Origin of the sequence: Actinosynnema sp. NPDC053489 (assembly GCF_044544865.1) — a bacterium.
Classification (GTDB): Bacteria; Actinomycetota; Actinomycetes; order Mycobacteriales; family Pseudonocardiaceae; genus Actinosynnema.
On the sequence record NZ_JBITXT010000004.1, the window covers coordinates 369,696 to 383,829 of the forward strand.

Consider the following 14,134-nt stretch of genomic DNA (forward strand, 5'->3'; position numbering starts at 1 on the left):
GCGTGACCCACGTCGGCGGGCGGGCCGTGGTGGGATGGGGGCGTGACGACGAACCCGGACCTGCCCGCCGGCATCGGACGGCCCGCCACGCGGGCGCTGGCCGCGACCGGCGTGACGACCCTGGACCAGGTCGCGCGCTTGGGCGACGCGGAACTGCCGGCGTTGCACGGCGTCGGGCCGAAGGCGGTCCGCGTGCTGCGCGAGGCCCTGCGGGCGCGGTCGGGCGGTCAGAACGCGTAGTTGACCACGAACGCCGGGTGGTCCGTGCGGTACATCGGGTAGGTCTGGGTGGACACGAAGGTCAGCGTGCGGGCGGTGACGTGCTGCACGTCGCCGTCGCCCTTGCGGAACCAGCCCGACGGCACGCAGTTCTGCGCGTTGGTCGCGGACCCGGGGCTGTAGCGCAGGTTCAGGTCCCCCGCGACGACGTGCCGGGTCGTCGGCGAGCCGGTCGGGTCGTGCGCCAGCGCGATGGCGGGCAGGAGTTCGCGGCACTGGGCCAGGGCGGTCGTGCCGGTCGTGCTCAGGTGGGTGGTGCAGGCGGTGAAGCCGCGCACCTCGCCGAGAGCGCAGGCCCAGGCGCGGATCTCGTTGCCGCCGTCCTGCGCGGTGTAGGTGCCGTGGTCGGTGGTCCTGATGCCCTCCTTGACGATGACGCCGCTGCCGTACGCGCCCCGGCCGGCGGTGCACTGGTAGTCGCCGCCGGTGGACCGGTTGCCGACGTGGGCGAAGCCGTACTCGGCGGTGGCGCCGACGGCGGCGGTCAGGCGGGGCAGGTCGGACAGGCAGACCTCGTTGACCGACACGACGTCGGGCAGGCGGCGCCCGATGACGGTGACGGCCTCGTCGACGGCCAGGCCGTTCTGGTAGCAGCCGGCGACACCGCTGTTGCACAGGTTCAGCTGCAGGACCGTGAACGTCGCGGCGGCCGCGGCGGGGACCGCCGGGGAGGCGCAGAGCAGGGACGCGGCCAGGAGGAGGCCGGTGGTTCGGCGCGGGGAGGCCATGCCGACCATGCTCACACCCGGCCGGGCGTGGGCCGTACCGCCGGGGCGGTCGCGACTTCGGGGTGTGCGCACCGGGCATGGCCGAGGGGGCGTTGATACCTTCGCGGCATGGCGTTCACGCTGGAGCAGCTGCGGGGGTTCGTGGCGGTCGCCGAGGAGCTGCACTTCGGCCGGGCGGCCTCCCGGTTGGCGATGACGCAGCCGCCGCTGAGCCGGCAGGTCCAGAAGCTGGAGCGGGCGGTGGGCGCGCGGTTGCTGGTCCGGGACAACCGGCGGGTGACGCTGACGGCGGCGGGCGCGGTGTTCCTGGTGGAGGCGCGGCGGTTGCTGTCGCTGGCCGACAGCGCGCCGGAGCTGGCCCGGCGGGTGTCGTCCGGGTCCAGCGGCGTGGTGCGGGTGGGGTTCACCGCGGCGGCGGCGTACGGGATCCTCGGCCGGCTGCTGGACGAGGTGGCCGCGCACCTGCCGGGGGTGGACGTGGAGCTGGTCGAGCTGGTGACGCGCGAGCAGGTGGCGGGGTTGGTGAACGAGGAGATCGACCTGGGGTTGGGTCGGCCGCCGTTCGACGACTCGACGTTCGGGTCGCGCCCGCTGTACCGGGAGGGGTTGCTGGTCGCGGTGCCGTCCGGGCACCGGTTGGCGGGGCTGGGTCGTGCGGCGACGGCGGCGGACGTGGCGCGGGAGCCGGTCATCATGCACTCCCCCACCGACGCCCGGTACTTCTACGACCTGGTGGTGCGGACGGTGCCGGTGGCGTCGGAGAACACCGTGCACACGGTGGGCCAGGTGCTCACGATGCTGTGGCTGGTGGCGGCGGGGCGGGGGATCGCGTTCGTGCCGGAGTCGGCGGCGCGGTTGCGCATCGACGGGGTGGCGTTCGTCGGCCTGCGGACGGAGGCGCCGCGGCCGGTGGAGCTGCACCTGCTGTGGTTGCGCGCGTCGGCGAACCCGGCGCTGTGGCGGACGTTGGGCGTGTTGGAGGGCCGCACGCCGTTCGCGTGATGCCGTGGCGGTATCACGCGATGCCGAACAGCTCTTGGACACGCATCGCGGCTGGTCCATACGGTGGGGTCGTGACGCACCCAGCCGTTCTCGCCGACCGACTCGCCTCCGGGTTGCTCTCCTTCCCGGTCACCCACTTCGACGCCGACCTGCGGTTCGACGAGGCCCGCTACCGCGAGCACCTGGCCTGGCAGGCGGGGTTCGACGTGGCCGGGCTGTTCGCCGCGGGCGGCACGGGCGAGGGGTTCTCGCTGACGCCGGCGGAGGTCGACCGGGTGGTGCGCGTGGCCGTGGACGAGGTGGGCGACCGGGTGCCGGTGATCGCGCCGGCGACGGGTGCGACGGCCACGGCGGTGGCGCAGGCGCGGGCCGCGGAGGCCGCCGGCGCGTCCGGGGTGCTGCTGTTCCCGCCGTACCTGACCGAGGCGAGCCAGCGGGGGCTGGTCGGGCACGTCGACGCGGTGTGCCGGGCGACCGGGCTCGGGGTGGTCGTCTACAACCGGGCCAACGCCGTGCTGGGGGACGCGGCGGTCGCGGAGCTGGTCGACCGCAACCCGAACCTGATCGGATTGAAGGACGGTGTGGGCGACGTCGAGCGGTTGACGCGCACCTACGCCCGTGTCGGCGACCGGTTGGTCTACATCGGCGGGTTGCCGACCGCGGAGACGTTCGCGCTGCCGCTGTTGCAGCTCGGCGTGAGCACGTACTCGTCGGCGTTGTTCAACTTCGTGCCGGAGTTCGCGCTGCGGTTCCACGCGGCGGTGCGGGCGCAGGACCGGGTGGCGGTGTACCGCATGCTGGTCGACTTCGTCATCCCCTACGTCGACCTCCGCGACCGGGCGCGGGGGTACGCGGTGTCGATCGTGAAGGCCGGGTTGACGGCGGTCGGCCGGGACGGCGGCCGGGTGCGTCCGCCGTTGAGCGACCTGACCGACGACGAGCGGGCCCGGCTGGGCGAGCTGGTCCGGCGGGTCGCCTGACCGTTACCCCGCGAGGCGAAGGAGTGCGATGTCCGCCAGTTCCGACCGGATCGAGTCGGTGACGGTGTCGTCGGTGCGGCTGCCGCTGCCGACGGGGATCAGCGACGCCAAGGTGTTCACCGGCAGGCAGCGGCCGATGACCGAGGTGGCGGTGCTGTTCGCCGAGGTGCGCACCGAGGCAGGGCTGGAGGGGGTGGGGTTCGGCTACTCCAAGCGCGCGGGCGGGCCGGCGCAGTTCGCGCACGCCCGCGAGGTCGCGCCGGAGCTGGTCGGCGAGGACCCCAACGACATCGGCCGGTTGTGGACGAAGCTGGTGTGGGCGGGCGCGTCGGTGGGGCGCAGCGGCGCGGCCACGCAGGCGTTGGCGGCGTTCGACATCGCGTTGTGGGACCTCAAGGCCAAGCGCGCGGGTCTGCCGCTGGCGAAGCTGCTGGGCGCGCACCGCGACTCGGTGCGCTGCTACGACACCTCGGGCGGGTTCCTGCACGAGGGCGTGGAGCGGATCAAGGACAACGCCGACCGGGTGCTGGGCTCGGGCGTGGGCGGGGTCAAGATCAAGGTCGGGTTGCCGGACTCGGCCGAGGACCTGCGGCGGGTCGCGGCGGTGCGCGAGCACCTGGGCGACGGGGTGCCGTTGATGGTCGACGCCAACCAGCAGTGGGACCGCCCGACGGCGATGCGGGTGGGTCGGGCGTTGGAGGAGTTCGACCTGGTGTGGATCGAGGAGCCCTTGGACGCCTACGACGTGGTGGGGCACGCGGACCTGGCGCGTGCGCTGACCACGGCGGTGGCGTCCGGGGAGATGCTGACGAGCGTGGCGGAGCACTACGAGCTGATCCGGGCGGGGGCGGTGGACGTGCTGCAGCCGGACGCGCCCCGGGTCGGCGGCATCACCCAGTTCCTCAGGTTGGCCGCGCTGGCCGATCACCACCACCTGCAGCTCGCGCCGCACTTCGCGATGGAGGTCCACGTCCACCTCGCCGCCGCCTACCCGCGCGAGCCGTGGGTGGAGCACTTCGACTGGCTGCACCCGCTGTTCGAGGAGCGGCTGGAGATCCGGGACGGCCGGATGCACCTGTCGGACCGGCCGGGCCTGGGCGTCACCCTGACCGACCGCGCCCGCTCCTGGACCACCGCCACCTCCACCGCCACCACCCCGCCCTCCTGACCGGTGTGTCGAACCCCCAGGTCCCGTGTGTCGAACCTCCAGGTCCCGTGTGTCGAACGCCCGCGCCCGGCGTGTCGAACGTTCGGCCCCCCGAACTCCACATCCGCGTCCACCCGGGACGGCCCGGCTGCGTCCCGGACGTGCGACTCGGGGGTCCCGAACGTTCGACACACCGGTCCTGGAGGTTCGACACACCGGTCCTGGAGGTTCGACACACGGGGCGCGGGGGTTCGACACACGCGGGGGTCAGCCGATCTTGCCCACGCCGGCGCCGGCGGTGACGACGGCCTTGACGGTGGTCGGGTCGTCCAGGGTGTAGGCGTAGTAGTCGCCGGGCTCCTGCACGGTGCCGCCGCAGTCGGGCTGCCCGGACTCGCCCGCGAAGACGTTGTCCCGGGCGACGCACCGCCCGGTGGGGCCGGCGTAGCTGTTGCTCACGGGTTCCTCGACGTCCTCGAAGTAGTTGCCCTCGACCACGCAGCCGGAGTCCGCCTGGCAGGCGACGCCGACGTCGGTGTTGTAGAGGTAGTAGTTGTTGAACACGTGGACCGGCTCGCCGAACCGGACGCGGGGGTTGCGCTGCGGGGTGCGGTCGAACCAGTTGTGGTGGTAGGTGACCTTGAGCCGGCCGACGTCCTGGGCGGCGTTGCCGTCGTCGTGGCCCAGCAGCATGTTCTTGGTGTGGTGGTGGGTGTGGTTCCAGGAGACGGTGACGTGGCCGGAGCCGCGCTTGATGTCGATGGCGCCGTCGTGGCCGCGGGACATGTCGTTGTGGTCGATCCACACGTGGTGGGAGAACATCTGCACGTTGACGGCGTCGTCGGCCCAGTCGCGGAAGACGAGGTTGCGCACGACGACGTTGTGCACGGCGTCGGCGGGCGGTGTGGTGGTGTCGGAGACGGGCAGGCCGATGTTGAGGCCGCCGCCGGTGAACCCGGAGGCCGAGCCGATGCCGACGATCGTCTTGTCCGAGGTGACGTCGTGCATGGGTCCGGGCAGGGCGATCATGCCGCGCACGCAGATGTTCAACGGCCCGGTCCGGGCGATGGCGGCGAGGAACTCGGCGGCCGTGTCGACCTCGACGGTGGGTCCGCCCGCGCCGCCGGTGGTGCCGCTCTGCCCCCACGCGGCGACCGAGGCGAACCCGATCGGGCGGCCGGAGGTGGCGCAGGAGCCCGGTTGCTGCGCGGTCGTCGTCGTGGTGGTGGTGCCGGTGGGGTCGCCCGGGCCGGGCACGTCGGTGACGACCACGTCGTCGAACGTGGCGGCGGCGTAGTGGGTGGCCAGGCCGATCCGGCCGCTGCCGAACGTGGTGTCGCCGGCGCTGAGCAGGGGCGTGCCGTCGACGAAGCCGCGCAGGGTGCTGCCGAAGACCTCCAGCCGGACGGTGTGCCAGGAGCCGAGGGTCACGGTGGCGGGCGCGGTGGCCAGGGTGGTGAACCCGCCGCCGACCCGCTTGCCGAGCACGGCGCCGCCCGCGCCGGTCAGGCCGAGGTAGTAGTAGTTGCCGGTGTTCTGCGCGCGGGCGGTCACGGCGACGTGCCGGTCGCCGCCGTTGAACCCGGTCGGCTTGACGCGGACCTGCACCGACTGGTCGGTCCACGTGGTGCCGGCCAGTGCCCTGGCGTCGGAGCCGGTACCGGACTGCCGCCAGGCGCGGGAGCCGTCGGGCACGACCGACCAGCTGCCGCCGCTGGTGCTCCAGCCGGTGGAGTCGCCGTCCTCGAAATCGTCGGCGAACACCGCGGCGGCCGACGCGGAGGGCACTACGAGGAGCGCCGCGGCGAACAGCGCCCCGCTCGCCGCGGCGACGAGCGACGCCACTCTTCCGTGCTTGTTCACATTTGCCTCCGATTCGCTTATCGGGTGGTCGGCAACCCGATTCGGCCGGACCGGCGCGGTTCACGAGGATGACATCGTTCACGCTGGTGAACAGGGGGCGACCGGGACGGAACGGTGGTTGCCGACAAATGGAGGCGGCGGTTGGCGGCACGCTGTCGAAAGTGAGTCGGACCTGCCGACCGAAGGTAATGGCTCGATTCCGCAACGTCAACGACGGGTCACGTGGGTGAATTCGGGAAAATACGCGCCGAAACGACGGGAGCCGACCCGGCACCCAGGACCGGATCACGCGACCCCGGCCGGAGTCGAGGATTGCGCTGTCCGGCCGACACCGCCGCCGACGCGGCGGAGTTACCGTTTTGATCGATCCAGAACCACCGCAAGGACATCCTCGCAACGGAGCGATCATGCCCGAGTTACGCGCGTCGCTGGCCGTGTTGGCGCTGGCGGCGATCCTCCCCCTGGGGTCGACGCCCGCCGCGGTCGCCGCGGCCCCGCCCGGGATGGTCCCGGTCGAGCTGTCCCGGCTCGCGGGCTTCCCCGACCACTACGTCGTCGGGATCAACGACCTCGGCCAGGTCGTCGGCAGCGCGCAGGGCGGCGACCTGGCACCGCACGCCGTGCTGTGGTCGCCCCGCGGCGGCGCGACCGACCTCGGCCCGGGGCTGGCGGCGGACGTCAACGAGCGCGGCCAGGTGCTCGGCCTGGAACTCCGCGCGCCGACCACCCCCTACCGGCACAAGCCGTGGATCTGGACCGACGGCAGGCGCACGGCCGTCACACCGGCCGACGCGGCGTGGGCCTACGCGCCGGCGATCAACGACAGCGGCGCGGTGCCGGTGAACTACTCGATCTCCGCCACCCGCACCGACCACGACCGCGTCGCCGTGTGGCAGGACGGCCGGCACACCGAGCTGTCGCCGTCCGGGCCGGAGCTGTGGGTGTACGCGATCAACGACGCCGGTGTCGTGGCCGGCGGCTACGCCTCCTTCGCCGCCCAGGACTTCGCCGCCGTCCGCTGCGCGGCCGGCACCTGCACGCGACTGGGCGGCTCCCCCGGCTACGGCTCCTACACCCCCGAGGCCGTCAACGAGACCGGGGTCGTCGTCGGCAACCGCGGCACGGTCGCCCTGCGCTGGGAAGGCGACACGGCCACCGTGCTGTCGGACAACGGCCGCGTCGCCCACGGCGAGGAAGCGCTCAACGAACGCGGCGACACCGTCGGCTGGGCCGCCGACGCCGACGGCACCCCGCGGGCCGTGCTGTGGCCCGCCGGCGGCAAGCAGGTCGACCTCGGCGTGCCCGGGCCGTCCGAGGCCGTGGCGATCAACGAACGCGGCGACGTCGTCGGCTGGGTCGCCTCCGGCGAGTCCGCCACGCCCCGCGGGTTCCTGTGGCGCGAGGGCCGGGTCACCTACCTCGACCCGCCCACCGGCCACTACAGCATGCCGGTCGCGATCAACGACCACGGCGTCGTGGTCGGCCACACCACCGGCACGGACAGCACCACCAGGCCCACCCTCTGGACCCCGGTCACCACCACCTTGGGCCGGTGAGGTCAGGAACCGGGCGCGGGGTGGGCGTTGCGGTAGAGCCGGACGGCGTTGCGCATCGCCATCGTCACCGTCATCGAACCCACCCGCGGCACGAACACCGACGCGCGGTCCACGACGTCGTCGGCGAAGTTCTTCAGCGTCGAGAAGTTCACGCACACCGCGCCCGGCTTGATCTCCTCCGCCCGCACCAGCGGGAACTCACGCGACGGGACCCCGGTCACGACCACGTCGGCCTCCGCCAGCGCGGTGGCGCGGTCCACCTCGACCGCGTCCACGTGGTGGCCCTGGATGCCCGGCGCGTGCCGGAACGCCAACGACCCCGACACGTCGAACGAGACCACCTCCGCGCCGTCGTTGGCCAGCATCGCCGCCAACGGGCGGCCCACGACGTCGCTGCGGTTGAACACGCACGCCTTCACCGACGCCAACGGCGTGTCACCCGACCCGCGGAACGCGCCCGCCTCGCCCAGCAGCTTCATCACGGCCAGCGGGGTGCACGGCAGGACCGCCCGCCGCGTGCCGGCGTCGTCGACGAACCGCCGGTTCTCGTACAGGCAGCGGCTCCAGAACGAGTGCAGGCCCTCCACGTCCTTGCGCGGGTCGACCAGCTCCCGCAACCAGCGGTCCCGCTCCGGGTCGCGGACCGGGTAGTACACGAACACGCCGTGCACGCCGTCGTCGGCGCCCGCGTCCCGCACGGCCGCCTCCACGTCGTCCGCCCGGGGCGTGCGCAGGTCGAACTCGATGCCCACCTCGGCGCACGCCCGCCGGGTGTACTCGGCGTAGGTCCGCGCCGGCCGGTCACCGTCGACCAGGAACCCGACGACGGTCAGGCGCTCCGGGATCGTCGCCAGGTCGGCGCGGATCTCGGCGCGGATGGTCTCGGCGAGGTCGGCCGGGTCGATCGTGCGGGCGGTCATCTGCGTTCCTCCGGGGTGCCGTCGATGCGGGCGTGCGCGGTCACGGCGGCCCGGCGCACGGCGTCCAGTCTCGCGGTCAGCTCCGCCGCGTCGTCCACCAGCGCCACGTTCGCCCGCGCGCCCCGCACCGCGGCCGACACCGACCCCGGCAGCAGGTCGGCCGGCGTCGCGTCCCACAGGCTCCCGGTCACGGGAAGATCATCGCGCGACCGGGCCGCGGCCGCCACAGCACGCGGCCCGGTCGCGCACGACCCCGGGATCACCCGGTGACCGGCCCCGTCCAGCCGGTCGGCACGTGCCCGAGGCGCACCCGCTGCGGGTGGTCGCCCACCGGCACCGACACCACCTTCCGGCCGCTCGCGAAGTCGATCGCCGTCACCCGGTCGGCGCCGCTCTCCGAGATCACGCAACTGCGCCCGTCACCGCTGACCGTCGCCCAGTACGGCTTCGACGCCGGCACCGCAGCGGCCTCCCGCAACGTCGCCCGGTCCACCACCACCGCATAGTCGTCCATCGTCCCGGCGACGCACAACCGGTCACCGGCCGGGCTCATCGACAGGCCGTGGTGACGCGAGTCGTTCACCCACGTCGTGCGGTCCTCGCTGGTGTCCGGGTTCTTCGGCAACTCCTTCACCCGCGTGATCCGGTCCGACGCCACGTCGTACTCCAGGAACCCGTTGAAGAACGACACCTGGAAGTACAGCGCCGACCCGTCCGGCGCGAACGCCACCGGCCGCACCGAGTCCGACAGGTCCGACCGGCCGAACGCGTCCAGCCGCTGCCGCATGTCGATCACCTTCACCTGCTGGAACGTCGTCGCGTCCACCACCGTGATGCGCCGGTCGCCCTTGGTGAAGTCCCACGCCGGGTCGTCCAGATCGGTGTTCACCTCACCGATCGACATGTTCCACAGGTAGCGGCCGTTGTCGGTGAACACGTTCTCGTGCGGCTTGTCCCCGGTGCGGAACGACCCCAGCTCCCGACCCGTCACGATGTCCAGCACGTGCACGGTGTTCGACGTCGAGGCCGACACCGCCACCCGCCGCCCGTCGGGCGAGACCGCCATGTGGTCCGACCGGAACCCCGACACCGGGAACCGCCAGTTCACCCGACCCGTCGCCAGGTCGATCGACACCACGTCGGCGAAACTCGGCCGTGACGCGACCACCGCACGACCGTCCGGAGTGGTGTACACGTCGTCCACGAACTGGTCGTGCCCCTCGCCCGGCCCGGACCGGATGCCCAGGAAGAACGCCAACCTGATCGGGTTCAGGTAGATCTCCCACAACCGCTCCTGCCGGTCCGGGATCACGTCCACCCGGCCGATCCTCGCGAAATCACCGCTCGACGCGATCACGTCGGCCGTGCCGTCCCAGTTGTTGCCGACGAACATCACCTCACGCAGCGCCGCACCCGCGCCAGGCGCGACGGCGGGCCCGGCGACGGCGGGCGCGGCGACGGCAGGCCCGGCGACGGCAGGCCCGGCGACGGGCACGGCGGCGGCGGGCACGGCTGACGCGACCAGCGCGCACGCGGCCAACAGCCCCGACAGGGCCCGCCCCTTGGTCCCGGAATTCTTGTCCACGACAGCTCCAAACCCGGGTGCGCTTTTATCACACCCGTGCGGGTTTTCCGATTCGCCAACACCGAATCCCGAACTCGCGGCGGCCGAGCCCGGTCGAACTGTTACCGTTCGGTAGGCAATAGATACCGGCTCGCGGCACGACCGCGGTAGGGGCCGACGCCCAACGAGCCGACCACTCGTTATCCCACTGCCACAACATCGCGGCGGAAGGGCGGACCGGTGCCGACAACCCACGACCGCGGCCCACTGCTCACCCGGGTGCTCCGCGCCATGGCCACCGACCGGGACGTCGTCGAAGAACTCGTCCACGCCGCACGCGACCGGTCACCCGAGGTCGCCCGACTCCCCGAAGCGGAGAACCGCCGCCACGTCGCCGTCCTCCTCGCCACCGGCCTGGACTTCCTCGAACGCGCCGACGAACCCGGCGCACCGGACTTCGAGGCCGCCCACGCGCTCGGCGCGGACCGCGCCGCCCAGGGCATCTCCATCGACGGCCTGCTGCGCGGTGTCCAAGCCGGCCGCACCAGCGCCATGAAGATCGCCATCGCCCGCAGCCGCGCCGCCGGCGTGCCCGACCAGGTCCTGCTGGAGGGCGTGGTCGACCTCGACCGCTACACCGGCGCCCTGGAACGCCACGTCGTCAACGGCTACCACACCGCCGAACTCGAACTGTCCCGCACCAACCGCGACGCCGACACCCACCTGCTCCGCCGACTGCTCCTGCCCGGCGACGGACCACCACCCGACACCGCCGACCTGCGACGCGCGGGCCTGTCCCCCGACAACCCCTACCACTGCCTGGTGTCCGACGTGACCGAACCCGGCGCGGCCCGCGCCCTCGAACGACGCCTCCCGGCCGGCGGCGTGTACGGACTGGTCGAAGGACGGCTCACCGGCCTGGCACCCCACCCCCCGACCACCGAACTCGCCGTCCGGCTCGTGGTGTCCCCCGCCACGCGGCTCGACCGGGTGCGCGACGTGCACCCGCTGTGCGTCGCCGCCCTGCGGGTCACCGCGGAGGTGGGCGTGCACCACCTCACCGACCTGGCGGGCGCGGTCGCGCTGACCGCCCAACCGGTGCTCGCCGACCTCCTGCGCGGCACGCTCACCGGGCTCGACCGGCACGACGACTTCCACCGCGAACTCGTCGCCACCGCCCTGGTCTACCTCGACCACGGCCAACGCCTCCGCCACGCCGCCACCGCGCTGCACGTGCACCCGAACACCGTGCGCTACCGGCTGGACCGGCTCGCCGAGCTGACCGGCACGCCGTGGGACGACGGCACGCCCACGGTCCTGCGCACCCTGCGGCACTGGTGGGCGCTCCGGACCTGGCTGGATCGCCGATAACGGAGACCTGTTGTCAGTGATTCGATGACGTGTTACCGTTGCTAACGTGGACAACAGATCAGCGATCCTGACCGCGGCCACCGAGCTGCTGGAGACGTCGACCACCGGCGACATCTCCACCCGCGCCGTCGGCGAACGCGCCGGCGTGCAACAGCCCGTCATCTACCGCCTCTTCGGCGACAAGGACAGCCTCCTCGCCGCCGTCGCCGACCACGGCTTCGCCGAGTACCTCGCCGCCAAACGAGCCGCCCAACCCGGCCCCGACCCCGTCGCGGACCTCCACCGGGGCTGGGACGACCACACCCGCTTCGCCCTCGACCACCCCAACGTCTACCGCCTCATGTACACCCCCAGGCTCACCTCCCCGCCACAAGCCGTCCGCGAGGCACACGGCCTGCTGCGCGGCGCACTCGAACGAGTCGCCCGAGCCGGCCGCCTGACCACCGACCCCGACCACGCCGCCGACATCGTGACGGCCGCCAACACCGGCGTCGCCCTCTCCCTCCTCAACCGCCCACCGGCGGACCGCGACCCCGAGCTGTCGGCCCGCGTGAGGGACATCGTCCTGCCCGGCATCCTGACCCCGGAACCCGGCGCGAGCACAGCCGCGGCACCCTCCGTGGCCCACGTCGCGACCACGCTGAGCGCACTGCTGCGCTCCGACCAACCGACCACCTTCAGCCCGGCCGAACTCGCCCTGCTGACCGAATGGCTGACCCACCTCGCCACCCCGAAGGAGCACTGACCCACCACCCCACGCCCACCACGACGGCCGGCCACCCCCAGCGCCCGCCCGTCAAGCACCCGACAGCGCCACTCACCACAGCGCCACTCACCACAGCGCGGCCCGACTCGCGTCACCCTGCAGCCGAGCCCTGCCGCCCGCAGCCCGATCCTTGCGGCCCAATGCCCTGCGGCCCGGATTCCTGCGGCCAATTCCCTGCGCCCAATTTTCTGTGCCCAAATTTTCTGCGCCCGATTCTTTACGCCCGCTTCTCTGCGTCCGATTCTCTGCGTCCAATTCCCTGCAGCCCGGCCCCCGGTCCCTGCAGCCGGCTCCCGCATGCCCGCGAACCACCCGCCGGCAGCCCCGAGCCCTGCCATGACCGCTGCCCACCCATGCCTTCCGCGGTCGTGCCCGGCCGAGGCGCGGCCCACAACCGAGAGGAACCACCATGACCGACAACACCACCACCCGAGTCGCCCTCGTCACCGGAGGCAGCGGCGGCATCGGGAGAGCCGTGGTCGAGCGGCTCGTCGCCGACGGCTTCGCGGTGGGCGTCCACTACGCCGGGAACAAAGAACGCGCCGAAGCCGTGGTCTCCGACGCCACCGCCCGCGGTGGTCAGGCCATCGCCGTCGGGGGCGACGTCGCCGACGAGCACGACATGAGCGCCGCCTTCGACGCGGTCGAGGGTGCGTTCGGCGGCGTCGACGTGGTCGTGAACACCGCCGGGATCATGGTGCTCGCGCCCATCGCCGAACTCGACCTCGCCGACCTGGACCGCGTGCACCGCACCAACGTCCGGGGCACGTTCGTCGTGGCGCAGCAGGCCGCGCGCCGGATCAGGCCCGGCGGGGCGATCGTCAACTTCTCCACCTCGGTCACCCGCACCCAACTGCCCGGCTACGGCGCTTACGTAGCGAGCAAAGCCGCCGTCGAGAGCATCACCCTCATCCTCGCCCGCGAACTGCGCGGCAAGGACATCACCGTCAACGCGATCGCACCCGGCCCCACCGCCACCCCGTTGTTCCTCCAGGACAAGGACGACGCGGCCGTCGCCAACTTCGCCAAGGCGACCCCGCTCGAACGCCTCGCCCAGCCGGAGGACATCGCCGAAGCCGTCTCCTTCCTGGCCGGCCCTGCCCGTTGGGTCAACGGCCAGGTCCTCTTCGCCAACGGAGGTCTCGCCTGAAGATGCTTTTCGATCAACACTGAAGCTATAGAGTCCATTGTCCCGGAACCGGAAGGGGGTCGTGACCGACCACTGGAATGAACGGCGGACTGGGAGGTCGCAGTGGAACGTCGTACGTTCTTGCGCGCGTCGGCGCTGTCGGTGGGAGCGGTGGCGGGCGGGGCGGGAACCGCGTCGGCAGCGGCACCGCTGCGGGTGCAGGTGTTGCTGTTCGAGGGTGTCGAGGAGCAGGACTTCGTCGCACCGGTGGAGGTGCTGGGGCTCGCGGGGCGGGCCAGTGGTGGCGCGGTGACGACCACGCTCGTGACCACCGGTCGTCCCGGCACGGTCACGTGCGCCTACGGCACCAGGGTCGAGGTGGCCGACGGGTGGTCGCCCGGCCGGGCCGACGTCCTCGTCGTGCCCGGTGGCGGGTACGGCGACAAGACCGGGCCCGGGGTGAACCGGCTGATCGCCGACCAGGTCTTCCTGCGCCGCCTGGCGGCGGTGGAGGCGCTGGTCGCCGGCATCTGCACCGGCACGATGGTGCTGTCCGCCGCGGGGTTGACCAGGGGCCGCAACGCGACCACGCACACGGCCGCGAAGGCGGACCTGGCGGCGCAGGGCGCGAACGTCGTCAACGCGCGCGTGGTGGACGACGGCGACCTGATCACGGGCGGCGGCATCACCTCCGGGCTCGACGTGGCGCTGTGGCTGGTCGAACGGTTCCTCGGCGCGAAGACGGCGCAGCGCGTGGAGACCGTGCTGGAGTACGAGCGCCGGGGCACCGTCTGGCGCGCCTGAGCCCGCAGAGCCCGAGCACACGAGG

Annotated in this window: 14 protein-coding genes; 9 read left to right on the forward strand and 5 right to left on the reverse strand. The window is 72.7% G+C overall.

The window, feature by feature from the left end:
• Window positions 1-42: 42 nt before the first annotated feature.
• Window positions 43-240 (forward strand): DNA-binding protein, encoded by a 198-nt coding sequence (locus ACIGNX_RS11460; RefSeq protein ID WP_396538835.1) that lies wholly within the window; start codon window positions 43-45, stop codon window positions 238-240.
• Here the strand turns inward: ACIGNX_RS11460 and ACIGNX_RS11465 are convergent.
• Window positions 228-1,007, reverse strand: coding sequence for an endonuclease/exonuclease/phosphatase family protein (locus ACIGNX_RS11465; RefSeq protein WP_396538837.1), 780 nt, complete (start codon window positions 1,005-1,007; stop codon window positions 228-230). The genes ACIGNX_RS11460 and ACIGNX_RS11465 overlap by 13 nt on opposite strands.
• Window positions 1,008-1,115: 108 nt before the next feature.
• Between ACIGNX_RS11465 and ACIGNX_RS11470 the strand changes: the two genes are divergently transcribed.
• The 3 genes from ACIGNX_RS11470 to ACIGNX_RS11480 are packed head-to-tail and all read left to right on the forward strand — an operon-like array spanning window position 1,116 to window position 4,157.
• The gene (locus ACIGNX_RS11470; protein WP_396538839.1) at window positions 1,116-2,009 is read left to right on the forward strand and encodes a LysR substrate-binding domain-containing protein; all 894 of its coding nucleotides are present in this window, start codon (window positions 1,116-1,118) and stop codon (window positions 2,007-2,009) included.
• A 20-nt stretch (window positions 2,010-2,029) separates the two neighbouring features.
• Complete coding sequence (kdgD, locus tag ACIGNX_RS11475) at window positions 2,030-2,989, forward strand: 5-dehydro-4-deoxyglucarate dehydratase (RefSeq protein WP_396538841.1); 960 nt, start codon at window positions 2,030-2,032, stop codon at window positions 2,987-2,989.
• Between the two features lie 28 nt (window positions 2,990-3,017).
• Window positions 3,018-4,157: a mandelate racemase/muconate lactonizing enzyme family protein gene (locus ACIGNX_RS11480; RefSeq protein WP_396538843.1), complete on the forward strand. Its 1,140-nt coding sequence runs from the start codon at window positions 3,018-3,020 to the stop codon at window positions 4,155-4,157.
• Between the two features lie 246 nt (window positions 4,158-4,403).
• Here the strand turns inward: ACIGNX_RS11480 and ACIGNX_RS11485 are convergent, their stop codons facing one another.
• On the reverse strand, window positions 4,404-5,981 hold the full coding sequence (locus ACIGNX_RS11485) for a hypothetical protein (protein ID WP_396538845.1): 1,578 nt from the start codon (window positions 5,979-5,981) through the stop codon (window positions 4,404-4,406).
• A 425-nt stretch (window positions 5,982-6,406) separates the two neighbouring features.
• Here ACIGNX_RS11485 and ACIGNX_RS11490 point away from each other — a divergent pair, with 425 nt between their 5' ends.
• Window positions 6,407-7,555, forward strand: a complete 1,149-nt coding sequence (locus tag ACIGNX_RS11490) for a hypothetical protein (protein WP_396538847.1) — start codon at window positions 6,407-6,409, stop codon at window positions 7,553-7,555.
• A gap of 2 nt (window positions 7,556-7,557) precedes the next feature.
• Here ACIGNX_RS11490 and ACIGNX_RS11495 read toward each other — a convergent pair whose 3' ends face one another.
• The 3 genes from ACIGNX_RS11495 to ACIGNX_RS11505 all read right to left on the reverse strand — a co-directional run bounded on the left by ACIGNX_RS11495 (window position 7,558) and on the right by ACIGNX_RS11505 (window position 9,868).
• Window positions 7,558-8,475 carry a bifunctional methylenetetrahydrofolate dehydrogenase/methenyltetrahydrofolate cyclohydrolase gene (locus tag ACIGNX_RS11495; RefSeq protein ID WP_396538849.1) on the reverse strand — a complete coding sequence of 306 codons (918 nt, stop codon included), beginning with the start codon at window positions 8,473-8,475 and terminating at the stop codon, window positions 7,558-7,560.
• The gene (locus tag ACIGNX_RS11500) at window positions 8,472-8,666 is read right to left on the reverse strand and encodes a hypothetical protein (protein WP_396538851.1); all 195 of its coding nucleotides are present in this window, start codon (window positions 8,664-8,666) and stop codon (window positions 8,472-8,474) included. Before ACIGNX_RS11500 ends, ACIGNX_RS11495 begins: the two co-directional genes overlap by 4 nt.
• A 68-nt stretch (window positions 8,667-8,734) precedes the next feature.
• Complete coding sequence (locus ACIGNX_RS11505; protein ID WP_396539193.1) at window positions 8,735-9,868, reverse strand: YncE family protein; 1,134 nt, start codon at window positions 9,866-9,868, stop codon at window positions 8,735-8,737.
• A 462-nt stretch (window positions 9,869-10,330) separates the two neighbouring features.
• Here ACIGNX_RS11505 and ACIGNX_RS11510 point away from each other — a divergent pair, with 462 nt between their 5' ends.
• The 4 genes from ACIGNX_RS11510 (at window position 10,331) to ACIGNX_RS11525 (ending at window position 14,109) form a co-directional block, all read left to right on the forward strand.
• Complete coding sequence (locus tag ACIGNX_RS11510; protein WP_396538853.1) at window positions 10,331-11,410, forward strand: PucR family transcriptional regulator; 1,080 nt, start codon at window positions 10,331-10,333, stop codon at window positions 11,408-11,410.
• Window positions 11,411-11,456: 46 nt separating this feature from the next.
• Window positions 11,457-12,155 carry a TetR/AcrR family transcriptional regulator gene (locus ACIGNX_RS11515; protein WP_396538855.1) on the forward strand — a complete coding sequence of 233 codons (699 nt, stop codon included), beginning with the start codon at window positions 11,457-11,459 and terminating at the stop codon, window positions 12,153-12,155.
• Between the two features lie 430 nt (window positions 12,156-12,585).
• Entirely contained in the window at window positions 12,586-13,326 is a 741-nt protein-coding gene (locus ACIGNX_RS11520) for an SDR family oxidoreductase (RefSeq protein ID WP_396538857.1), read from the forward strand.
• 102 nt (window positions 13,327-13,428) lie between these two features.
• Window positions 13,429-14,109: a DJ-1/PfpI family protein gene (locus ACIGNX_RS11525; protein ID WP_396538859.1), complete on the forward strand. Its 681-nt coding sequence runs from the start codon at window positions 13,429-13,431 to the stop codon at window positions 14,107-14,109.
• Window positions 14,110-14,134 lie beyond the last annotated feature (25 nt).